This is a genomic window from Ruegeria sp. AL7, assembly GCF_056536105.1.
In genome coordinates, this window is sequence record NZ_JBQFJF010000001.1 from 768061 (window position 1) to 790359 (window position 22299).

Below are 22299 nucleotides of genomic sequence, written 5' to 3' on the forward strand. Positions count from 1 at the left end.
GACAAGGGGCCATCATGCGCATTGCACGAGATCTTGCTGACGCAGTAGGAAAAACACCGCTGATCCGGCTGCGCCGCATCAGTGAAGAAACTGGTTGCGAAATTCTCGGCAAAGCCGAATTCATGAACCCCGGTCAATCCGTCAAGGACCGTGCTGCACTCTATATTATCCGTGATGCCATTGCGCGGGGCGATTTGAAGCCCGGTGGCACCATTGTGGAAGGCACCGCCGGCAATACCGGTATTGGTCTGGCGCTGGTGGGGGCGTCAATGGGGTTCAAGACCGTGATTGTGATCCCGGAAACCCAGTCGGAAGAAAAGAAAGACATGCTGCGGCTGGCCGGTGCACAACTGGTTCAAGTTCCGGCTGCACCTTATCGCAATCCCAACAATTTCGTGCATTATTCCCGGCGTTTGGCCGAGGAATTGGCGCAGACGGAACCCAATGGGGCAATCTGGGCCAACCAGTTTGACAACGTGGCGAACCGTCAGGCCCATGTTGAAACCACTGGACCCGAAATCTGGGAACAAACAGACGGTAAGGTCGACGGGTTTATCTGTGCTGTCGGGTCGGGCGGTACGTTGGCCGGGGTTGCCGAAGCGTTGCAGCCCAAGGGTGTGAAAATCGGTCTGGCCGATCCTATGGGTGCGGGTCTCTACTCCTACTACACCACCGGTGAAATCGCGATGGAGGGCGGATCGATTGCCGAAGGTATCGGACAGGTTCGGATAACAAAGAACCTGGAAGGGTTCACGCCGGATCATTCCTATCAGATCACTGACACCGAGGCGTTGCCCTATATCTTTGACCTGCTCCGTGACGAGGGGCTGGTCATGGGCGGGTCAACCGCGATCAACATGGCGGGCGCCGTGCGTCTGGCCAAAGAAATGGGGCCGGGCCACACGATTGTGACTGTCCTTTGCGACTATGGCACGCGGTATCAGTCCAAGCTGTTCAACCCGGATTTCCTGCGCGAGAAAGAATTGCCGGTGCCGGATTGGATGACTGAAGCACCGCGCAGCATTCCCGGCGTTTTCGAGGACGTGTGATGCCGAGGCAGGTTCGCCTGTTTCTGACACTGGTATTCCTGTGTCTTGTCGGGCTCGCAGGCGGTGCTGTCGCGCAGCTGACCGACAGGCAAAGTGAGTATTACCGGGGCTGGATAAAAACGGCTGACCGTGCCGAGTCCGTGATTGAAGCGAACCGTGCGTCAAACGCTGCGTTTGAGAATTTACGTTCTGAAATAAACGGTTACCGAGAGGACTTTAACAAGGCACGCAGCGCCAACACAGACCGTATCGCAACGCTGGAAAGCCAGATCAAGGCGCTTGGTCCAAAACCCGAAGGGGACGCGGCCGAACCTGAAGACATCGCTAAATTGCGAACTCATCTTAATGAGCAGCTCAACAGTTTGCGGGTGCCGCGCATCATTTCCGAAGAAGCTTATACCCGCGCAAATGGATTGATCAGTGAAATCGATCGGATCATCCGGACGCGGCAGACAAAACAATTCTTTGAGCGCGGGCCGTCACCGATCAACCCCGTATATTGGGGACCTGCTTGGCAAGACGTAAAAGAGGCGCTTCAGAGCCTGACAAATGAAACAATTACCAACCTGCGTTCGGACGTAGTGAAAGAACGTATCCGTGATCGTGGCTTGGGAATCTTGTTTCTGGTGATCCTGGCCGCGGTTTTACTGATCTTCGGCAAACGTTGGTCCGAACGGGGCGGCGACTATCTGAGGTTGCTGGGCGGAGCGGGCACTGGTGTTTGGTCCTTCATCATTTCTCTGTTGCGGATTCTGTTGCCATGGATCGGTGTCGTTGCCGCCATCGCCGCAATCAGTCTTTCGGGTATTCCGGGTCTGCGAGGCAGTTTGTTGCTGGAAAAAATCCCCTACTGGGCGGCAATTGCCTTCTTCTACGACTGGATTGGCCGACAGATTTACGTGATTGGCGCTTCACAAGGATTCAAGCGCCTGTCTGCTGCTCGGATTACCGAATTGCGGATATACATTGATCTGTTGGCTTTGATGTTGATCCTGCACGAACTGGCGCTTCTGTTTCAGCAGATCGAAAACGTCTCGGATGCGACTCGTGCGGTGATCAGCTTTCCCGTGATTGTTGGAACGGCATTGCTTTTGCTCCGCGTGCGGCAGATCAGAACGAACGACCGCCTGCTGGACCAGACGGCGTCTACCCGGGCCGCCGGATTCAGCCAGTTGTTGGAATTCCTGCGCAAGGCCATGTTCCTGCTGGGGATCGCAACACCCGTACTGGCACTGGCCGGCTATACCAATGCGGCCGAAGCGATCGTGTTTCCGGCGGTAAAAACGCTGGTTCTGATTGCCGCTCTGGCGATTTTCCAACGGTTCGTCAGTCAGATATACGGATGGATCACAGGGCAGGGCGACGCTGCGCGCGACTCTCTTTTTTCGGTCCTGGTGGGCTTTGCACTCGCCATCGTCGCGCTGCCTGTTCTGGCGATATACTGGGGCGCGCGCGAAACGGACCTGCTTGAGGTGTGGTCACGTCTGCTGCTTGGCTTTGACATCGGCGGTGTCATGATCTCGCCCAGCAATTTCCTGACATTTATCGCTGTTTTCGCAATCGGATATACGCTGACACGGTTGTTGCAAAGCGGGTTGCGCAACTCGCTGTTGCCCAAAACCAGCATCGATCCGGGCGGGCAGAATGCGATTGTCGCTGGCTCTGGGTATATCGGGATCTTTCTGGCTGCGTTGGCAGCGATCATGGTCGCGGGGTTTGATCTGTCGTCGCTGGCAATTGTCGCTGGTGCACTGTCTGTCGGTATTGGCTTTGGCCTGCAAACGATTGTGTCTAATTTCGTGTCCGGCATCATCCTTCTGGTCGAACGGCCGATCTCCAAGGGTGACTGGATAGATGTGAACGGGATGATGGGCTACGTGCGTGACATCTCCGTCCGATCGACCCGGATCGAGACGTTCGACAGAACGGATGTGATCATTCCAAACTCGGACCTGATCAGCGGCGTCGTCACCAACTACACACGTGGCAATACCATCGGTAGGGTGATTGTACCGGTCGGTGTCGCCTACGGAACAGATACACGGCTGGTCGAGACCATTCTGGGCGAGGTCGCAAACAACCACCCGATGGTTCTGGCCAACCCGGCGCCCAGTGTAGTGTTTCAGGGATTTGGAGCGGATGCGTTGGATTTCGAGATCAGAGCGATCCTACGGGATGTGAACTGGGTTTTATCCGTCAAATCCGACATGAACCACGAGATCAATCGGCGCTTTCTGGAAGCGGGTATCGAGGTGCCGTTTGCACAGCGTGATATCTGGTTGCGCAATCCCGAAGCTTTGCAGACCTCGAACAAGGTTAAAGAGGCAGGCCTTGCGCCCAAACAGAACACAACCGATTCAACGGCAGGAAAGCCAGTTGAACTGACAGAATCTGATCTGGACCCTGACGCGGGCGATGAAATCTGACGACCAGTCCGACAGCTGAAAGGTCGCGTTTCTGGTCGCTTGACGCTCTGGGTAGACTACCGGATTTAATTGATCCTTTCCGGTGATTTCACCGATTTGGGGCCTTGCAAATCTCATGACATTGGTCCAAACATCGCCGGCACGGAGAGGTGGCCGAGTGGTCGAAGGCGCACGCCTGGAAAGTGTGTAGGCGGGGAACCGTCTCCAGGGTTCGAATCCCTGTCTCTCCGCCATTACCCCCTTAGACAGAAACCCAAACCAGCCCCGGCGTCTTGGCTGTGTACAACTTGGTTTCGTGTACCACGCCGGGTCTTCGAAAGCGCAGGATTTTAAATCCCGGACACTTTTGCTTTTCCTAAAATGAACGCGCGTTAAGCCGGAAAACGAAAAAAATACCATAAACATTAACAAAAATGTCCATTTGATATAGAATTACAGTGTTTTTGTTCGGTAACTCTTGGGTTTTCGTGTGGCGCAAACGCTTTATGATAAATACGGTGGCTTCAAAACAATCAGCCGTGTCGTGATGACCTTCTATGAAATGGCGTTGGATTCGGATGATATCGGCCATTATTTTGAAGATATCGACATGCCTCGGCTGATTGATCATCAGACGAAATTCGTATCGTCCCTGATTGGCGGACCGGCGTCATTCAGTGATGACAGGATCGAAGCCGTTCACAGGCATCTGGGTATTTCACACGACGAATTTGATGTGATGGCTGAGCTGTTTGGCGAAGCGCTGAGCGTGCATGGTATGTCCGATCAGGATATCAAAACCGCGCTGGCTGCAATTGAAGGGAAGCGTTCAATTATCGTCGCCCGAAACGCGGCATGAGCATTCATGCGATAAACGAACAGCTGTTACGCGCCATCGGTGTCGGCATTGCCGTGGTGCGCGCCTCGGATCTTCAGTTCGTGTTTCATAACGGACCTTTCGCAGAGTGGTTTGGAACCCCCGAGAACGGCAGTACTCTTACGGACATTCTGCCTGCCCTTGATCCCAAAGAACTGGAAGACGTCAAGCAATCGGGCCTGAGATATTCGGTTGAGTTGCAGATCAAACCAAAGCGGCGGACCTTGATCTTTGCGGTCGCAGTTTCGTTGGCAAGCGGATTGTCCGAGCAGGTTCTGATTGTCGAATGCCAGAACATCACGCGCATTCGCGAGCTGGAAAGCATGATCGACAGCTATTCCACCATGGTAGAACGCAACACACGAGAACTGGAACGCGAAAAAGAACGGGTTGAACGCCTGCTTCTGAACCTGATGCCACGGGCTGTTTATGAAGAGTTCAAAACCTTCGGTGTCGTCACTCCGCAGCTCTACAAGCAGGTGTCTGTGGTCATGCTGGACTTTGTGGGTTTCACCGATTTCGCGGCCAAGACCGACCCGACAGTGACCCTGAGTGAGTTGAACGACATTTTCACGGCGTTTGACAGGATCGTTGAACAATTCGGGTGTGAAAGGATCAAAACAATAGGTGACGCATATCTTGCGGTCTCAGGCATGCCTGACCCGACACCCGATCACGCGACTGCAGTGGCTCATTGCGCGGTACGTTTCCTGCGTTATCTCGAACGCCGTAACGAAAGCCATCCGCACAAATGGCAGGCCCGGATCGGTTTGGGCATGGGGGCCGCAGTCGGGTCTGTCGTGGGCATTCAGAAATACGTCTACGACGTTTTCGGTCCGGCGGTAAATATCGCGTCCCGACTGCAAATATTCGCCAATCCTATGAAAATCGTTGCGCCGGAAGAGATGAAATACGCCCTGATTGACGAGTTTCAGGTCTCGGACCTGGGACGTGTCGACATAAAGGGAATGGGCGAGATGAATCTTATCAACGTAACGTCCGGGCTGAGCTTACCGCAAAGCAGTCGAACTTTTTGAAAGGTGTCAGTCATCCTGAGGGATCAGACCCAGCCCTCGCAGATAGATACCAATGCCGCTTTCCAGCAGGTCTTCCGGGGGGAAGGGAGACGTCGCCCCGGTATTGCGCGCGTATAATTCGACCACGCCATGGCTCATCGCCCAGATGTGCGCGCTGAACATCGACGCGGGCGGGCGCTTTTCTGGTGGAATATGTTGCGACAAGTCAGCGGCTGCTTTCTCGAGAACCGATTTGGCCCGATTGGCGGCCATGGATAATTCTGGGGTGCGATTCAACGAAATTCCGCTTTCAAACATGGCGATGTAGTGGCCGGGGTTCTTCCGGGCAAAAGCCAGATAGGCCCGCCCGGTTGCCTCGAAGGCGGACAGGGCAGAGGGTTGGCCTGTGTCATAAGCGTATTGCATCAGGTCCGCGAACATCTCGAATCCCTGCCGTGCGGCTTCGGCGATAAGGTCTTCGCGCCCTTCAAAATGGCGATAGACTGCGGCTGGTGTTACGCCAGCGGTTTTGGCGGCTTCAGATAGCGTAAAACCTGTCGGCCCCTTTTCTTCGATCAAGGACAAGGCTGCCTCGATCAGAGCTTGCTTTAGGTTTCCGTGATGATAACCGCGTTTCGACATCCCGGCCTCAGGTTCTTCGATTAGGTATTGGAAGACAAGGGGATAGACCAAATACACCCGGTCGTCCAACACTTGCCCTTGAAAGCCTTGGCCGGGCAGGGCGAAAACGCAATCTACGCTTCCCAGACATCCGGACCACCGCAGATCAGGGGATCAATGCCACCAATGCATTTTGCGTCCTTCTCATCATAGTCCAGCGTGTGCAGGACCGTTTGAATTGCTGCAAGACGGGCGCGTTTCTTGTCGTCGGACCGGACTATTGTCCAAGGAGATATGTCTGAATGTGACCGGGTAAGAGTTTCCGAAATCGACTGTGTGTATTCATCCCACTTGTCCAACCCTGCCACGTCAATCGGGCTGAGTTTCCATTGCTTTAACGGGTCGGTTTCACGGGCCAGAAAACGGTTTAGTTGCTCAGCGCGCCCGACATTGAGCCAGAACTTGAAGAGTTTGATGCCATCATTGACCAGACCCGTTTCAAGCGGCAGAACCTGACGAAAGAACCGCTCGCGCTCTTCCCGGGTGCAGAAACCAAAGACGTTTTCGACCACGCCGCGATTGTACCAGCTGCGGTCAAAGAACACGATCTCGCCGGCTGCAGGCAGGTGCGGGATGTAGCGCTGAAAGTACCATTGACTGCGTTCAGTTTCCGAGGGTTTGCTGAGCGCCACATTGCGCGCGCCGCGCGGGTTCAGGTTTTCGCGAAACCGTTTGATCGTTCCGCCCTTACCGGCAGCATCGCGGCCTTCGAAGATGATGGCGATCCGTTGCGCCGTGTCCTTGACCCAAGACTGCATTTTGACCAGCTCGATCTGGAGCAGTTCCATCTGCTCTTCATAGTCCTTGGGTTTCATCTTCTCGCTATATGGGTAGGTCGGGTTCAGGATATCGCCTTTCTTCGAATTCTCGATCTCATCCCGCATAGCTTTGGGCGCGCTATCCTGAAAATACTTCTCGATAGAACCTTTTTCGGTCCGAGCCATATGTCACCTCGCGATAAAACCCATATCCGACTATGGATTAGAGCTTGGATTAACGCAAACCTGCACGCTGCGCTGCACGATCAATTGCGGCAGCAACTTCGGGCGCTGCGACAACCTGCGGCATGTGACCGATCCCCGGTAACGCGACCAGTTCGGCCTGCGGGATTTGCTGGATCAGACGTTGCGAATGCCATTCAAGGCCGACAGTGTCATCGGCGGTGCCGTGAACGATTTCGGTTGGCACTGAAATCTCACCGTATCGCGGCTGCAATTGGGTTATCTCATCCAATAGGTTGGCCCGTTGCTTGGCATTTGCATGCATGGAACTGCGCCGAATGGTCAGGCCGGGCCCAAAATGTTCAGCATATCCAGCGGGGGCCGATTGGGGCGCAAATACAGTGTCCAATGCCCGTGTCACGTACCAATCGGGCACGAAGGAAGAGATCAGGGGCAGGGCGAGCGCGTTGCCGACCGTGGTAGATGCCAATTGGTTAAACCCATCCAGCGGCGTTTCCCACGGAATGGCAGCAGGTGCGATCAGAACAAGCGCCGAGAGATCCTCGGGCCTTGTGACCGCCCATGCAAGTGCCACTGAACCGCCATAGCTTTGGCCCGCAACGATTGGCTTTTCCGCCCCAAGTTGGGCAGCAGCTTTTTGCAGGATATCCGCTTGCTCCGTGATCGTTTCACCGTCTGGGTTGAAACTTTCTGAAAACCCCAGGCCGGGCCGGTCAAAAACGATGACGCGGTAGTTTTCCGCCAGAATGGGTGCCAGCGCAAAGGTCATGTCGCGGGTGTTGCCGCTTGAGCCGTGAAGAAGGACAACATCCGGCCCATTCCCCATGATAACCGCATGAACGGCGATCCCGTCGACATCAAGAATCTGGCCTTCGGGTGGGAAAGCCGCTTCTGCCTGTGCTTCGTTCCGGGCGCTGCGCCACGCAGTCACAACGGCAAGGCCCAGAATGATGAGGCCAAAGGATATCAATGTTTTAGCGGCCAATTTCGCTCATATCAAAAGGCGTCGTCTGATAGATTTCGTTTATCCAGTTTCCGTAAAGAAGATGCGCGTGGCTGCGCCAACGGTTTTGAGGTGTCTTGGATGGGTCATCATCCGGATAGTAGTTGATCGGCACGTTGATGGGCGTGTCATTGGCGACGTCGCGATCATACTCCTGTTTCAGCGTGTCGCTGTCATATTCAAAATGGTTGAAGATATACAGCGCGCGGTGGCTGGGATCCTCGACCAGACAAGGGCCTACATCGTCGCTGCCCAGCAGGGTCGTCAAACCCTGCGCGGCGTCGATCTCATCTTGTTTCATTTCCGTCCAGCGGCTGACTGGGATAACGCAATCGTCTGAGAACCCACGCAAAAAAGGTGATGCAGGGTTCAGGTTGCGGTGACGGAAACAGCCAAAGGCCTTGGCATCCAGCATGTGTTTTCGGACACCATGAAAATGGTTGATCATCGCCATCCCGCCCCAACAAACTCCAAAGGTTGAATGTACGTTTGTCTGAGTCCAGTCAAAGATTTCGCTGATTTCATCCCAATAGGTGACGTCACCAAATTCCAGATGCTCGATTGGCGCGCCAGTAATGATCAGGCCATCAAATTTATGGTCCTTGACCTCCTGAAAAGGCTGATAGAACTCGGACATATGCTCGGCGGCGGTGGTTTTTGTCTGGTGTTCCGTCATACGGATCAAAGACAGTTCGATCTGCAACGGGGTTGCGCCGATCAGGCGCGCAAACTGGTTTTCCGTCTGAATCTTCTTCGGCATCAGATTCAGCAACCCGATGCGCAGGGGGCGAATATCCTGACGCATTGCCTGATCCTCGGACATGACCATAACGCCCTCTTTGTTCAGGACGTCGAAAGCGGGCAGATCTGAGGGGATTTTGATGGGCATGTGTCTGACTTCGAAGAGATTAGGGAAAACTGGTAGTTAGGCGTTATTGCGTCTGGCCTCAAGGGTACGTTCGATCAACTCATCGAAATCGGCCGCATCGCGGATCTTGCCGATGTCATTGGCATCAATCGTCACGCCCCAGTTCTTTGCCATCGCCTCGTACCGGGGCTGACGATGGGCCAGGGCTTGTGCATAGGTCCAGCGGACAAAATCATCGGGGTTGACCTCGGTCTCTGCACAGCCGTGTTGATCCAGATACTCTGTCCAGGAACGGGTCAGGAAATCGGCCTGATAGGACATGGGTTTTGGGGCCTTGTCGAAACGGCGCACAAGATCGGCCGTATGACCCTCGTCACCCTTCAGCCAGATCATGAGGGTGTGCCGCGCGAGTTCGGACAAAACCTGATCCCTTGGGTCTTTGGGATCCACCCACTCGCAGATGGATCCGCCCGTATCGCAGATAAAGTGAGGATATTTGTACAGACGCTCGGCGCGGTCGATGAAGTATTCGGTGTCCAGCAGCGCATGAATTTCGGCCAAGCGAAACTGTTCCTGCCTGCGGCGGTATTCCGGCATGTCCAAGCCGCCCAGATCGGGGTTTCCCGGCTTGCCCAGATAAGCAGCAACAGGTGTCAGATTGGCGAATGAAATATTCGAACCGATATAGATCGAATCCGACAACAGCAGTTCACGCAAGAACGGAACTTTCATGGCCTCGGCCTTGGCATTGTCGGTGATGTACTCGCCCATATAGCGCGTTCCGATCCGGTAATCGATCGAGTAGTGGAACCAGTTCCCGGAATCTCTGAGGATGTTGGATACGTAGGTCTTGCCTAATCCTGACATGCCAAAGAACAGCACTTTCTTGCGGCTTGCGGTGCGCCAGTCATTGGCTGAGGTGTAGATCATTTTGCGCTGTCCTTTTTGCCCTAGCTAAATCGGGCAGCGCACGGCGTCAATTGGGCCGGGACGAACGATTCAGAACCAAAAGGCCAATCGCCAGAACGGCAAAGCCCAGAAAGGCGTTTGGGGACAGGGACTCTTCGCGCAGCAATGCGCCCAGAACAATAGCGACCGGGGGTATGACAAGCGTCACCAGCATCAGATTGCCACTGCCGGCCATTGCCAAAACCCGATAGTAAAGCAGATATGCGCCGGCCGTTGCGACTATCGCATAATACCCGATGGCCGCCCAGGTTATCGCGGGTAACGCCAAGCTGGGTATTCCATCAACTGCTAGTGTTATTGGTAATACCAGCACTGTCGAAGCCGTCAGCATACCGGCGGCGGCAATCACTGGGGAAAGGTGCGATAACGTTTGCCTCGCCCAAGCCGCGGCACATGCGTAGGAAACTGTTCCGGTCAACACTGCAATCTGAGCGGTGCTTTGCAGGCTGAAATTCAAGAAATTCTGCACTCCGATCGCGATTGAGACACCAAGAAAGCCCAAGCAGACACCCAGTAGCCGGGTCTTTGTCAATCGTTCGTCGCGAAATAACAGTGCTGCAATCAGAACGCCGAAGATCGCAGTCGCCGCGTTCAGGATCGCCGTCAGACCCGTGTCAATGTACAGCTGCCCCCAAGCCATCAGGCTAAAGGGGATGACGTTGTTCAATAGCCCCATGACCAAAAAAGCGCCCCAGATACCGGGCGAGCGCGGCACCTTGATCCCCTTGATCCAAGTCACCAGCCACAAGACAAGCATGGCCCAGAATGTGCGATGCAAAACCGACGTCATCACGGGAAGCGTGTCCAGAGCGACCCGGATGGAAACAAAGGAGGCGCCCCAGATCAGTCCAAGCAACAAAAGCTCGGCCCAGGCGCGAAGAGAGAGGTGTTTTTGTGCATCCATACGGGCACTGTTTCATTGAAGTTAACCAACGGCGACCCGGTTCATGCGAAAAAGCCCCGCAGAAACTGCGAGGCTTTGTAGGAACATATGATACTCAGATCAGTTCAGAGCGTATGTGATCTGGAAACCAACGCTCCAGGCGCTGTTGCCTGTGAATGTACCACGTGCCGCCGGACCGGCGCCATTCGCGGTGGCATCTCCGATATCCGTGTAACGTACACCACCGGAAATTTTGGCATTCTCAAGAGAATAGGTGCCACCCAGACCGATGCTCCAGAACCCATCTGTCGGGCCGAGGTTCGACACCGGCGTACCTTGGGAAGATTCGTAGCCCAGTGTCACAGCACCAGAAAACTCTTCCGAGAACTGATAGCCCAAACCCAGAGAGTAGGTGAAGGTGGCTTCGTCATAGTCAACCAGGTTCGTGGTCGGCGGATAGTTTGGCGGGTTATACACAAGCTGTGGCCAGTCGACCCAACGGATCGAGCCAAACAACAATGTCTTGGGCGCCACACCGGTCTGGAAATCCAAGTTGATTGACTGCGGTGTTTCAATCTCACTTGTGGTGTTGAACGTTGCCACAGTCCCCGGCGGAATTGGTGGGATAGGAGGCGGATTGAGCGATTCTGTCTGCGAAAGGTCGTGGCTGATCTTGGAGTTATAAGTCAGCGATACACGTGCTGCGATTTCGGGTTTTTCCCAGGCGACACCAACAACATACCCAAATGCGGTATCAGCGCTGGTATCCACCTGATAGCCTGCGGTAATGGGAACAGTTATCGAGGCCTTGACGCGCTGCGCGCGAATACCACCGATCGCACTGAACCCGCCATCGAATTTGTAGCGCAGCAGCGCTGTGATGGCATCTGTATCCGCTGTCGCCCTCAGGCTGTCGGTTCGACCGCCGGGAATTGGGTTGATAGACAAGGGATACGTGCTCGCGTACTGAATATCGGCACCGAAGGGCTGATCATACATGATGGCGAAATCAAGCTTTTCTGTAAGCGCCGTTTTGTACCCCAAGTGCGGTGTAAAAAAGTCGTTCGCAACTTCACCTGAATCAACGGGTTGGCCACCATTTGTGCCAAAAACGTCTGGCATCGTACCGGTCACGCTTGGGTCGGTATACCCCAACCGAAACTGAACTGCAGAGCCTTCTTCAAAGATCAGGTTGATACCCTGACCGCTGCGGTCCAGGCCGCCTGCAAAACCAGCCGTTGCTCCAACGCACAAAGCGCACGTTGCGAGTAGTGTTGTTTTCATTCTGTCCTCCCGAACTTTTTCGAGTATTTGCCTGGCGAAGAATTGAGTGAGTCCAGCGCCTACTCGTGTGTAATGCGCGATACTTTCTTTTCAGTTAGTTTAAGGTCAACTGGTGACGGTGCGTTACTTGTTGCCACTACAGTTCTGAACTGTTGCTAAACTGTTACGATTTTCGGACCAGATGTTCAGGAAAATGCCTGCAAAGATGATAGCGGCGCCGATCAGCACCCAATGGTCGATGGGCTCGTGATAGAGGATCATTCCGATCACCGCGATTGTCGGAAGGCGTGCAAAATCAAAGGGAATGACGACGGTTGCCGGGGCGATAGACAGGGCATTGGTAATGCAAAAATGCGCCAGCAAACCCGCCAACCCAACCAGAATCAAGTAGGGCGCGGTTTGCATTGTCGGAAGCACAATCTGACCGTCGATGCCAGCGGCTGTGGCCCCAAGGACCGTTTGCATTGCAGTCAGCCAGAAAACGATACACCCAATGCTGGCAAAACGCGTGAGCTTCTTAGTGGTAATCGTTGTAAAAGCAAAGAATACCGCGGATGCCGCCGCTGTTATTAAGCCGGGGCTCAACGGGGCAGCGCCTGGGCGCGTGACGATCAGAACCCCTGAAAACCCAATTAGCGCCGCTATCAACCGGAGCGGGGTCAACCGTTCGTTCAGAAACAGCGGCGAGAGCAGGATCACCCAAAGCGGCTGAGTGAACTCCAGCGCGAAAACCTGTGCCAAAGGAGCCACTGCAACGGCGTAGAACCAGAGATTTTGCCCTGTAAAATGTAAAGTGTTTCGTAGGGCGTGCAACCCCAGCCGTTCGGCTGAAACCTGATGCCAGTTGCGAGTTAAAGTCAGGACTGTTGCAACAACGACGAACCCCACGATGCTGCGATACATCATGATTTCAAAGGTATCATGCGCAGAACTCAGCTCACGCCCTGCAACCGCCATGGATGAAAATGAGGCGATCGCACCCGTCATCCAAAGACCGGCCTTCAACACGTCTTTCTGCGCATGGCTCATTTCGGGCGTCCCTCAGGTTCGTCGCGTAGCCGCGCGGCCAAAAGACCGCAAGGCCAAGAGCTTATGATAAGCAGGCTAGGTTTGCCCGGCCATTCAAACGTCGAAGGTGCACCAGATTCAAGGTCGTATAGATGACTGCCCTGAACAATAGCTTGAATGAGAAGGACGTTTTGCAGCTCAATCAGTTAAGTTTTACGCAGATACCCACCGGTTATTCCCACTCGATGGTGCCGGGTGGTTTCGATGTGATGTCATAGGTGCACCGGTTGATGCCTTTGACTTCGTTGATGATCCGCGTTGCCGTTTCGCCCAAGAAATCATGGCTGAACGGGTAGTAGTCCGCGGTCATGCCATCGACAGATGTTACGGCCCGCAGGGCACAGGCATAGTCATAGGTGCGTCCATCACCCATGACGCCTACGGTGCGCACTGGCAAGATGGCGACAAAAGCCTGCCAGATGTCATCATAGAGGCCGTGTTTACGGATCTGGTCGATATAAATTGCATCGGCTTCCCGCAAAATACCCAGCTTTTCACGTGTGATTTCACCAGGGCAGCGGATTGCCAGACCGGGGCCGGGGAAGGGGTGACGCCCGATGAAACTCTGCGGAAGGCCAAGTTCACGGCCAAGCGCGCGAACCTCATCCTTGAACAGCTCTCGCAGGGGTTCGACCAGTTTCAGGCCCATCTTTTCCGGCAAGCCACCGACATTGTGGTGCGATTTGATGGTTACAGAAGGACCGCCCGAAAATGACACCGATTCGATTACATCCGGATAAAGCGTTCCCTGGGCCAGGAACTCGGCCCCTTCAATGGTATCGGCGTGTTTCTGGAACACGTCGATGAACAGTTTGCCGATGATCTTGCGTTTGGTCTCCGGGTCGCTTTGCCCTTCAAGCTCGCCAAGGAACAGTTCGGATTCGTCCGCGTGGATCAGTTGGATATTGTAGTTGTCGCGGAACATGCCGACGACTTCTGTCGCCTCGTTCTTGCGCAACAGCCCGTGGTCAACGAAGACGCAGGTCAACTGGTCTCCAATCGCCTCGTGGATCAGGATCGCCGCGACCGAGCTGTCAACGCCGCCCGACAAACCGCAGATGACCTTCTTGTCACCAACCTGCTCGCGGATCTTGCGGATCATCTCCTCGCGATAGGCCCCCATGGTCCAGTCGCCCTTGAAACCGGCCAGCTTGACGAAGTTCTCGTACAGCTTCGCGCCCTTGGGCGTGTGGTGCACCTCGGGGTGGAACTGCACGGCATAGAAATGGCGCGCTGGATCGGCTGTGATCGCAAAGGGCGCGTTAGGCGATGTGCCAAAGACCTGAAATCCCGGCGCGATTTCACTGACGTGGTCACCGTGGCTCATCCAGACCTGTTCATCCCCGTCGTCAAACCAGCCCTTCAGAATTTCCAGTTCGTCTTTTGGCGTGACAAAAGCCCGACCGAACTCGGCGGTGCCATGGCCACTTTCGACCTTGCCGCCAAGCTGGTGCATCATCACTTGCTGGCCATAACAGATGCCCAGAATCGGCACGCCGTAGTCAAAAATCTCTTGCGGAGCACGGGGCGACCCTTCGCGCGTCACACTGTCCGGCCCGCCCGAGAAGATCACGGCGCGCGGGGCCATTTCCCGCACGAAATCCATCGTGACATTCTGGTAAGGGTGAATTTCGCAATAGACATTCAGTTCGCGCAGGCGGCGGGCAATAAGCTGCGTAACCTGGCTGCCGAAGTCGATGATCAGAAGGCGGTCGTGGGATGTCTGGGTCATGTCAGCGCCTTAGGGCAAGCCTGCACATTTCGCAAGAGCGAGGTCCGATTCCGGCGCGGGATTCGATGAAGATCGCCACACAGGCCTTCGGCACTCGTGTTTCCCGCCGTTCGTGATCCGAAGTAGACAGGTGCGGTAACAATTGGGCCGCACTTTCCAAAATCCGATTATCCCCAATGGCAGCCCGTTGGCGGGATTGCAGAACGGCAATGTCGCTTTTTCCCCCAACGTGCCGCAATCCCTATGCTTGCGTTCCGGCAAACCTGTATCAAACGCTCAATCTAACCAACAACACGGGATCTTCTCATGACCGAGGCAAACACCCGGCGCAGGGCGAGAGGTGGCGGTGGCGCTGCCCGCCGTGCCGAGCGGACTGCAGTTCGTATCGAGACCGCGAAATACATCGAACGCAACATTCCGAACTTCGAAATCCTCAATGAAGAGGCACTGGAGATCATCGAAAACAATGCGGAAACCGTGTTGGAAGAGATCGGTGTTAACTTTGTTGATAACCCTGCCGCTCTGGAACGCTGGCGCGACGCTGGCGCGGATATCGACGGTGAACGCGTGCGCATTCCGCGTGGCCTGGCTCGTGAGCTGATCAAAACTGCGCCCAGCGAGTTTACCCAACATGCCCGCAACCCCGAGAAATCGGTCGTAATCGGTGGTCGAAACATGGTTCTGGCCCCGGTTTACGGCCCTCCTTTCGTGCGCGATGCACAGGGCGGCCGTCGATACGCGACGATGGACGACTTCAACAAGTTCGTGAAACTCGCCTATATGTCCAAGTGGTTGCACCATTCGGGCGGTACTGTGTGTGAGCCGACCGACATTCCGGTGAACAAGCGCCATCTGGACATGTTGAAGGCGCACATGACCCTGTCGGACAAGCCTTTCATGGGTTCTGTGACCGATCCCAGCCGGGCGCAGGATTCGGTCGAAATGTGCGAAATCCTGTTCGGCAAGGAGTTCGTTCAGCAAAACACGGTGATGACGTCGCTGACCAACATCAACTCGCCGATGACATTCGACGATGTGATGATGGGCTCGCTGGAAGTCTATGCACGTAACAATCAGGCCTGCATCATCTCGCCCTTTATTGTGGGCGGCGCGATGGCGCCGGTCTCGGTAGCCGGTACTTTGACACAGGTTCTGGCCGAGGTTCTTGCCGGTGTGGCGTACAGCCAGATCGTCCGTCCCGGTGCACCCGCGATCTTTGGTGCATTCGTGACTTCGATCGACATGAATTCAGGTGCCCCGACCTTCGGAACACCAGAAGCTGCGCATATCACCTATGGCGCGGGTCAGCTGGCGCGGCGTCTGAACTTGCCCTATCGGTCCGCAGGATCGTTCTGTGGCTCGAAACTTCCGGATGCGCAGGCGGCTTATGAAACAGCGAACTCGCTGAATATGGGACTGTTGGCTGGCGTGAACTTCATGTTGCATGCCTGCGGCTGGCTGGAAGGCGGCCTGGTGGCCGACTTCGAGAAATTCGTTATGGATGCCGACCAGTTGGGTGTTTTGCATTCGCTGGCCAAGGGCGTGGCCTATGACGAAAACGCGCAGGCCATGGATGCGATCCGGGAAGTTGGCCCGGGCGGGCATTACCTAGGATGTGCCCACACGCAGGCGAACTTCAAGGAATCGTTCTGGAAGTCCGATCTGCTGGACTACAAGCCATATGAAACCTGGCAGGAAGAAGGCGCGCGTGATACGCGGGCTCTGGCCTCTGCGCGGGTTGAACACCTGCTGGCTAATTACCAGCAACCGCATATGGAACCGGATACAGCCGCAGCGCTGGAAGCCTATATCGCCGAGAAAAAGGCCTCCTTGCCGGATGCGTTCTCCTGATTACTGAAGGACCGGGGCGCGGCTGGCCTGATACAGCCGCGCCTCACCCAACAGCGCGATAAGAATGTCGAGATGCCGGACCAGAGAGTATGCGGCATCATCTTCTTTGCGCAGTTCATTTACCTCTTTTTCCATCTCCATCAGTCGCAGCAGGGCCTGACCTGAACCCGGCAATGATCCGTATCCCAGAATACGTTGCAGATGCCTGTCCCGGTTGTACTCTCTCGCTCCGAAATTGGCGGCTCTTGCCAACATGCGTGGGCGGTGAAGCGTTGAGATCATTGTCATCAGGTCCTGCATCTTATGTGTCCTGTGTCTGAGGGTTTACGGGACCATTAAATGCACAACCTAAGCGGGTGTTGCCTGCGTGACAGCCTCTCCGAACGATGGTTTCACGACTGTTTATCTTTTTGAATCAAATCTGGTTCGCGCCTTGTGAGGTTAACGAACGAGTAACGAATGGACCTCTAGTTAGATTTGGTTAACCCGCAATCCGAGGGCGAAAAGTGACATTTTGTTTTGTCGACGAGGGCAAATAATCATGGAAAACAACATGGCTTTCACCATTCCGGCATGGGTTCCAGAGGGGGCGCAAAGATACCTTGCTCATACCGAAACCGGACGCTCGATCCGCGATATCGCGAGATCGGCAGGCTGCCATGCGTCAACCATCCTCCGGCAAATCCGGCGTATCGAGATGCGCCGTGACGATCCATTGGTGGATGCTGCTTTGCAATCGCTGGCAGAAACACATTTTTCCATGTCCGATGACGCAGGCGACGCGGTCGTGATCGCGGATGAAGCTGCCCAGGAAGAAGCGTTCGAAAGAGAAGCATTGCGCATTTTGCGCCGCCTGAGTGAAACCGGTTCGGTTCTTGCCGTGGCTGAAGAAATGGACAAAGCGGTAGTCGTTCGCGACACCGGCAACGCCGGAGCGACCAGAACCGCGGTCGTCGATTGCGAGATCGCTCAGGCTCTGGCCTTAAAGGACTGGATTTCCTGCGATAACCCCGGTCGTATTTCACGGTATCGGATTTCTGCAGCTGGCCGAACGGCCCTGAGCCACCTGATTGCGAAAGCGGAAAACAAGGCGCGGGTGGGGACTGAATTTGGATTTGCCGAAGCCCAGTCGTTGTTTCAGTCTAAGACGTCGGCCGGGGCGGCTGACCGGATCAAGCGCATTCGCTATAGCGCCACGGAAAGCCCGTTGGTTGCCCTTGCACGCAGGCGTGACCGCGATGGCAAGCCTTTTCTGGATGAATCGCTTGTCAGCGCCGGAGAGCGTTTGCGCGAAGATTTCGAATTGGCGCAGATTGGCCCACAGGTTTCACAGAACTGGGACCGGTTTCTTACGGCTGGTGGCCGTGGCTGTTATGACAGTGAAAGCCACGGAGGAAAGGGGTCATCCGATGCGCGGGATCGCGTGGCGCGGGCCTTGTCTGATCTTGGCCCCGGACTAAGTGACGTTGCCCTGCGGTGTTGTTGCTATCTCGAAGGGTTGGAACTGGCGGAAAAGCGTATGGGCTGGTCTGCACGATCCGGCAAGATTGTTCTGCGGATCGCATTACAGCGGCTGAAACGCCACTATCAGGATCAGGCTGAACGCGACCGCATGATTGGCTGAAGGCACAAAAAAAGGCCCGTCATAACGGGCCTTTATTTGTCTTGTTGATACTCAGGCCAGTTCGGGCTCTGCCGTTGCCTGAAGATGTTTCATCAGGTTTTCGGGCGAAGACACGCCATAGGGATCTTCTGGGCAGTTATCCATCAGGCCAGGTTCTTCGAACCAAGCTTCGACAACGCCGTCGTTTACGATGGCCGCATAGCGCCATGACCGCATGCCAAAGCCCAGATTATCCTTGTCAACCAGCATACCCATTTTGCGGGTGAACTCGCCCGATCCATCCGGAATGACCTTTACGTTGGTCAGGCCCTGATCTTGCGCCCATTTGTTCATCACAAAGCTGTCGTTGACAGACATGCAGTAGATTTCATCGACGCCCCGGGCAATGAAATCGCTATACCCGTTTTCAAAGCCGGGCAGTTGATATGTCGAGCAGGTGGGCGTGAACGCACCGGGCAACGAGAACAGGATCACGCGTTTTCCTGCAAAATAGTCAGCGGTGGACTTGTCTTCCCAACGGAATGGGTTTGGTCCTTCGATTGAGTCATCACGGACACGGGTGTGAAAGGTCACGTTGGGCAGAATTGCGCCGGATTTCATGGTCAAGCTCCTGTGATTCACTTGTGATTTTGTTGTGACTTAAAACAGTTCCAAACTACCTTCAATCGACGAAACGCCGCATTTTGAACTAATAATCTCTTCTCATTAGGCATTGAAAACATGCGGTAAAACGGGAATTTGCAATCGTGCTCTTGCTTATGCACGGCGGCGTTGCATAGCGGCTATGCGCCGCTGGTGTAACACTGCGCATCTGTCTATGTTATGAGCGACAGGATTGACCCAAAGTCAGGAAAATTGCCCGTGCGAGATCTGAAGATCCCCGAACAGCGCCATCCGGAAAAAGCGCACCGCCCGGATAATGCGCAGCCCAAGAAACCGAACTGGATCAGGGTCAAGGCACCCGGCGGCAAAGGTTATGCAGATACGCGTCGGATCATGCGCGACAACAATCTGGTCACCGTCTGCGAAGAGGCAGGATGCCCCAATGTCGGCGAATGCTGGAGCCAGGGTCACGCCACCATGATGATCATGGGCGAGATTTGTACCCGTGGCTGCACATTCTGCAATATCGCTACCGGTCGCCCAGACGACCTTGACGCCTTTGAACCCGGCCGGGTGGCACATGCAGTCGAAAAACTTGGCCTGAACCATGTGGTTATCACCTCTGTCGACCGGGATGATCTGAGCGATGGAGGAGCCGAGCATTTTGCGCAGACCATCCGCGCGGTGCGGCACCGCTCTCCCAAAACCACGATCGAGATTCTGACACCCGATTTTCTGAAATGCGATGCGGATGTTCTGGAAATTGTGGTTCAGGCGAAGCCGGATGTCTTCAATCACAATCTGGAAACCGTACCGGGTTTGTACCCCGAGGTTCGCCCTGGTGCGCGGTACTTCCATTCCCTGCGTCTTTTGCAGCGGGTGAAAGAACTTGATCCGTCGATCTTTACCAAGTCTGGCATCATGGTTGGGCTTGGCGAAAACGAACAGCAGGTGCGCCAGGTCATGGATGATATGCGCGCGGCGGATATCGATTTTTTGACGATTGGCCAGTATCTGCAACCAACGCCGAAACACCACGGCGTTGATCGTTTCGTTACACCCGACGAGTTCGCGTCATACGAAAAGGCGGCATACGGCAAAGGCTTTCTGATGGTATCTGCGACACCTTTGACCCGGTCTTCTTATCACGCTGGTGACGATTTCACCCGACTGCGCGCGGCGCGTCTAGAAAAGCTACAAAAAGCGTGACACCGGATAAGATCGCGCGACTGACTCGTCTGCGCCACGAGCTGCATCAACACCCCGAACTTTCGGGACAAGAAAAGAAAACCGCGGCGCGGGTGGCTGAATTTCTGCGCGACGCTGGTGCTGACCATGTTATGACCGGAATAGGTCGGCACGGGATCGCTGCTGTTTTCGAAAGTGGCCAACCCGGTCCCACGCTGGGCATTCGCTGCGAACTGGATGGGCTGCCGATCCAGGAGTTGGCGAACCATTCCCATGTATCTCAGGTCGCGGGCAAAGGGCATTTGTGCGGCCACGACGGTCATATGACAATGGTTCTGGGCGTGGCAGACGTGTTGAATCATCAACGCCCCAAAAAGGGCCGCGTCGTATTGATTTTCCAGCCAGCCGAAGAGACCGGCCATGGTGCAATCGCTTTCCGAGCTGATCCCCAATACGCCGAGGTTGCGCCCGACCTGGTGTTGTCTTTGCACAACTTACCGGGATTGGAGTTGGGGGCGGTCGAAATTTGCAGCGGTTCTGCCAATTGCGCCTCACGCGGGATGCAGATCGTTCTGACCGGAAAGACGTCACATGCTGCCGCTCCGCAAGATGGGGTGTCACCTGCCGGTGCGCTGGCACGCCTGATGCCGGCTTTGACCGCGTTAGGCGGCGGCGGGGATCTGAATGACGATTACGCGTTGACGACCGTCACACATGCCACGTTGGGTGAGCGCACGGTCGGAGTAGCACCGGGGCGGGCCGAGCTGTGGGTGACGCTTCGCACCGTCACGGACGCGAGAATGGCGCAACTGATCACCGACGCTGAGTCGCTGGTCCGCGAAGCGGCCAAAGCCGAAGGGCTGGCGGTCGAAATCAGTTATGACGAAGTGTTTGAGGCTTGTGCCAATCACCCGGAAGCAGTTTCGATCCTGTCCAAGGCCTGCACGGAGCAGGGCGTTTCTTGCAGGTTGACCGATCAGCCACAGCGGTTTTCAGAAGATTTCGGCCAGTTTGGAAAAAGCGCGAAAACCGCCATGTTCTGGTTGGGGTCGGGGAGCGACCATCCCCAGTTGCACAACCCGGACTACGACTTCCCGGATGCGCTTATTCCGATTGGGACCGGGGTATTTTTGAAGGCCATCGAAGCTGTGTTAGGCCGCGACTGCTAGGACCGAGGCTTTCAGTTCATCAGATCGCCAACGATTCCAACAGCTTCTATTACAGTCTTCGTATCATCCGATATCGAGATTATTTCGTCGTCGACCCGAATATACCGTTGCCCCGGCTTCAGTGGCTTGAGCTTCCAGTTGTCGAGGTCGTTAATATAATCAAAACGCAGGTCGTTCGGCAATTTCTGACCTCGGGTGTATCGTTTGATTTGACCAGGCGGAACAGCTTTGCCGTTTGACTTAATGGATTTCTCTACTTTGGTTTTGTTGGCACCTTGCCCTTTGCCTTTGTTGTCTTTTGCATAAGACGCACCTGCAAGGGACACGATCGCCAAAAAGACGCCCGCTATCGCGAAAAACCGCTTCATTATCAATACTCCTGCTACTTCCTGAAAGATAAAGCGACGAGGCGATAATTGTCCAATGATATTCTAAAAATTGAATTTTTAAACGGGTCTGAGCACGAGATCTGTAAATTGCCCGCTCAGCTATTCGTCTGTAAAGCGGACTTTGCCAATATAGGGCAGGTTGCGATTGCGTTGGGCGTAGTCAATTCCATATCCCACGACAAATTCGTCTGGAATCTCAAACCCGATCCAGTCTGATCGGAAATCCACTTCGCGGCGGCTCGGCTTGTCCAGCAGGGCAATGGATTTCAGGCGCGCGGGGTTACGGCTTTGCAGCAACTTGGTGACATGGTTCAACGTATGGCCAGTGTCAACGATATCCTCGACAACCAGCACGTCGCGCCCTTCAATTGCGCCGCGTAAGTCTTTGAGAATACGAACTTCCCGGCTGCTCTCCATCGCGTCTCCGTAAGAAGAAGCTTCAAGGAAATCCACTTCGATCGGAAGGTCAAGTTCGCGCACAAGGTCGGCGATGAATACAAAGCTGCCGCGCAGCAGACCCACGACCACCAGCTTGTCGGTGTCTTCGAACTCTGCCGAAATGTCGCGACACAGCTCCTCGATTCGAGCAGCGATGGCCTTTGCCGAGATCATCTCATCTATCACATATGCGCGGTCAGTCATCGCAGCCCCCTTGATCTTTGGCGCGCAACATACGAC

The 22299-nt window shown here is 55.0% G+C and carries 21 protein-coding genes and 1 tRNA gene; 9 read left to right on the top strand and 13 right to left on the bottom strand.

What is annotated here, in order from left to right; all coding sequences use genetic code 11:
- Positions 1–14 precede the first annotated feature (14 nt).
- The 5 genes from ACR3E2_RS03810 (at position 15) to ACR3E2_RS03830 (ending at position 5368) form a co-directional block, all read left to right on the top strand.
- Positions 15–1049, top strand: a complete 1035-nt coding sequence (locus tag ACR3E2_RS03810; RefSeq protein WP_480481203.1) for a cysteine synthase A — start codon at positions 15–17, stop codon at positions 1047–1049.
- Positions 1049–3475, top strand: a complete 2427-nt coding sequence (locus ACR3E2_RS03815; protein ID WP_480481201.1) for a DUF3772 domain-containing protein — start codon at positions 1049–1051, stop codon at positions 3473–3475. The genes ACR3E2_RS03810 and ACR3E2_RS03815 overlap by 1 nt, the downstream gene beginning before the upstream one ends.
- Positions 3476–3618: 143 nt before the next feature.
- Positions 3619–3708, top strand: a tRNA-Ser gene (locus tag ACR3E2_RS03820).
- Positions 3709–3932: 224 nt separating this feature from the next.
- A complete protein-coding gene (locus tag ACR3E2_RS03825) occupies positions 3933–4313 on the top strand; it encodes a group I truncated hemoglobin (RefSeq protein WP_480492691.1) in 381 nt (126 codons plus the stop codon).
- Positions 4310–5368, top strand: coding sequence for an adenylate/guanylate cyclase domain-containing protein (locus ACR3E2_RS03830; RefSeq protein WP_480472441.1), 1059 nt, complete (start codon positions 4310–4312; stop codon positions 5366–5368). Before ACR3E2_RS03825 ends, ACR3E2_RS03830 begins: the two co-directional genes overlap by 4 nt.
- 6 nt (positions 5369–5374) lie before the next feature.
- Here the strand turns inward: ACR3E2_RS03830 and ACR3E2_RS03835 are convergent, their stop codons facing one another.
- From ACR3E2_RS03835 to guaA, 9 genes are all read right to left on the bottom strand, one after another.
- Positions 5375–5989 (bottom strand): TetR/AcrR family transcriptional regulator, encoded by a 615-nt coding sequence (locus ACR3E2_RS03835; protein WP_480476721.1) that lies wholly within the window; start codon positions 5987–5989, stop codon positions 5375–5377.
- 113 nt (positions 5990–6102) lie between these two features.
- On the bottom strand, positions 6103–6972 hold the full coding sequence (ppk2, locus tag ACR3E2_RS03840) for a polyphosphate kinase 2 (protein WP_480481197.1): 870 nt from the start codon (positions 6970–6972) through the stop codon (positions 6103–6105).
- Positions 6973–7021: 49 nt separating this feature from the next.
- Positions 7022–7975 (bottom strand): alpha/beta fold hydrolase, encoded by a 954-nt coding sequence (locus tag ACR3E2_RS03845; protein WP_480481195.1) that lies wholly within the window; start codon positions 7973–7975, stop codon positions 7022–7024.
- Positions 7965–8882, bottom strand: a complete 918-nt coding sequence (gene metA, locus ACR3E2_RS03850) for a homoserine O-acetyltransferase MetA (protein WP_480481193.1) — start codon at positions 8880–8882, stop codon at positions 7965–7967. The genes ACR3E2_RS03845 and metA overlap by 11 nt, the downstream gene beginning before the upstream one ends.
- 36 nt (positions 8883–8918) lie before the next feature.
- Entirely contained in the window at positions 8919–9791 is an 873-nt protein-coding gene (locus tag ACR3E2_RS03855) for an ATPase (RefSeq protein WP_480472449.1), read from the bottom strand.
- A 46-nt stretch (positions 9792–9837) separates the two neighbouring features.
- Positions 9838–10734 carry a DMT family transporter gene (locus tag ACR3E2_RS03860; protein ID WP_480481191.1) on the bottom strand — a complete coding sequence of 299 codons (897 nt, stop codon included), beginning with the start codon at positions 10732–10734 and terminating at the stop codon, positions 9838–9840.
- A gap of 99 nt (positions 10735–10833) precedes the next feature.
- Positions 10834–11997: an OmpP1/FadL family transporter gene (locus ACR3E2_RS03865; protein WP_480481189.1), complete on the bottom strand. Its 1164-nt coding sequence runs from the start codon at positions 11995–11997 to the stop codon at positions 10834–10836.
- Between the two features lie 123 nt (positions 11998–12120).
- Positions 12121–13026, bottom strand: a complete 906-nt coding sequence (locus ACR3E2_RS03870; protein ID WP_480481187.1) for a DMT family transporter — start codon at positions 13024–13026, stop codon at positions 12121–12123.
- Between the two features lie 211 nt (positions 13027–13237).
- Positions 13238–14797, bottom strand: a complete 1560-nt coding sequence (gene guaA / locus ACR3E2_RS03875; RefSeq protein WP_480481185.1) for a glutamine-hydrolyzing GMP synthase — start codon at positions 14795–14797, stop codon at positions 13238–13240.
- 306 nt (positions 14798–15103) lie between these two features.
- On the opposite strand from guaA, the gene ACR3E2_RS03880 reads away from it, so the two are divergent.
- Positions 15104–16648 (top strand): trimethylamine methyltransferase family protein, encoded by a 1545-nt coding sequence (locus ACR3E2_RS03880; RefSeq protein ID WP_480481183.1) that lies wholly within the window; start codon positions 15104–15106, stop codon positions 16646–16648.
- Here the strand turns inward: ACR3E2_RS03880 and ACR3E2_RS03885 are convergent, their stop codons facing one another.
- Complete coding sequence (locus ACR3E2_RS03885) at positions 16649–16948, bottom strand: DUF6477 family protein (RefSeq protein WP_480481181.1); 300 nt, start codon at positions 16946–16948, stop codon at positions 16649–16651.
- A 241-nt stretch (positions 16949–17189) separates the two neighbouring features.
- On the opposite strand from ACR3E2_RS03885, the gene ACR3E2_RS03890 reads away from it, so the two are divergent.
- The gene (locus ACR3E2_RS03890) at positions 17190–18272 is read left to right on the top strand and encodes a DUF6456 domain-containing protein (RefSeq protein WP_480481179.1); all 1083 of its coding nucleotides are present in this window, start codon (positions 17190–17192) and stop codon (positions 18270–18272) included.
- 51 nt (positions 18273–18323) lie between these two features.
- On the opposite strand, the gene ACR3E2_RS03895 is transcribed toward ACR3E2_RS03890, so the two are convergent.
- Positions 18324–18872, bottom strand: a complete 549-nt coding sequence (locus ACR3E2_RS03895; protein WP_480481177.1) for a redoxin family protein — start codon at positions 18870–18872, stop codon at positions 18324–18326.
- Positions 18873–19133: 261 nt separating this feature from the next.
- On the opposite strand from ACR3E2_RS03895, the gene lipA reads away from it, so the two are divergent.
- Both lipA and ACR3E2_RS03905 read left to right on the top strand, forming a co-directional pair.
- Entirely contained in the window at positions 19134–20084 is a 951-nt protein-coding gene (lipA, locus tag ACR3E2_RS03900) for a lipoyl synthase (protein ID WP_480481175.1), read from the top strand.
- Positions 20081–21232, top strand: coding sequence for an amidohydrolase (locus tag ACR3E2_RS03905; RefSeq protein ID WP_480481173.1), 1152 nt, complete (start codon positions 20081–20083; stop codon positions 21230–21232). The genes lipA and ACR3E2_RS03905 overlap by 4 nt, the downstream gene beginning before the upstream one ends.
- Positions 21233–21243: 11 nt before the next feature.
- Here ACR3E2_RS03905 and ACR3E2_RS03910 read toward each other — a convergent pair whose 3' ends face one another.
- Both ACR3E2_RS03910 and hpt read right to left on the bottom strand, forming a co-directional pair.
- Entirely contained in the window at positions 21244–21600 is a 357-nt protein-coding gene (locus ACR3E2_RS03910; protein ID WP_480481171.1) for a hypothetical protein, read from the bottom strand.
- Between the two features lie 120 nt (positions 21601–21720).
- Positions 21721–22263 (bottom strand): hypoxanthine phosphoribosyltransferase, encoded by a 543-nt coding sequence (hpt, locus tag ACR3E2_RS03915; RefSeq protein WP_480481169.1) that lies wholly within the window; start codon positions 22261–22263, stop codon positions 21721–21723.
- Positions 22264–22299 lie beyond the last annotated feature (36 nt).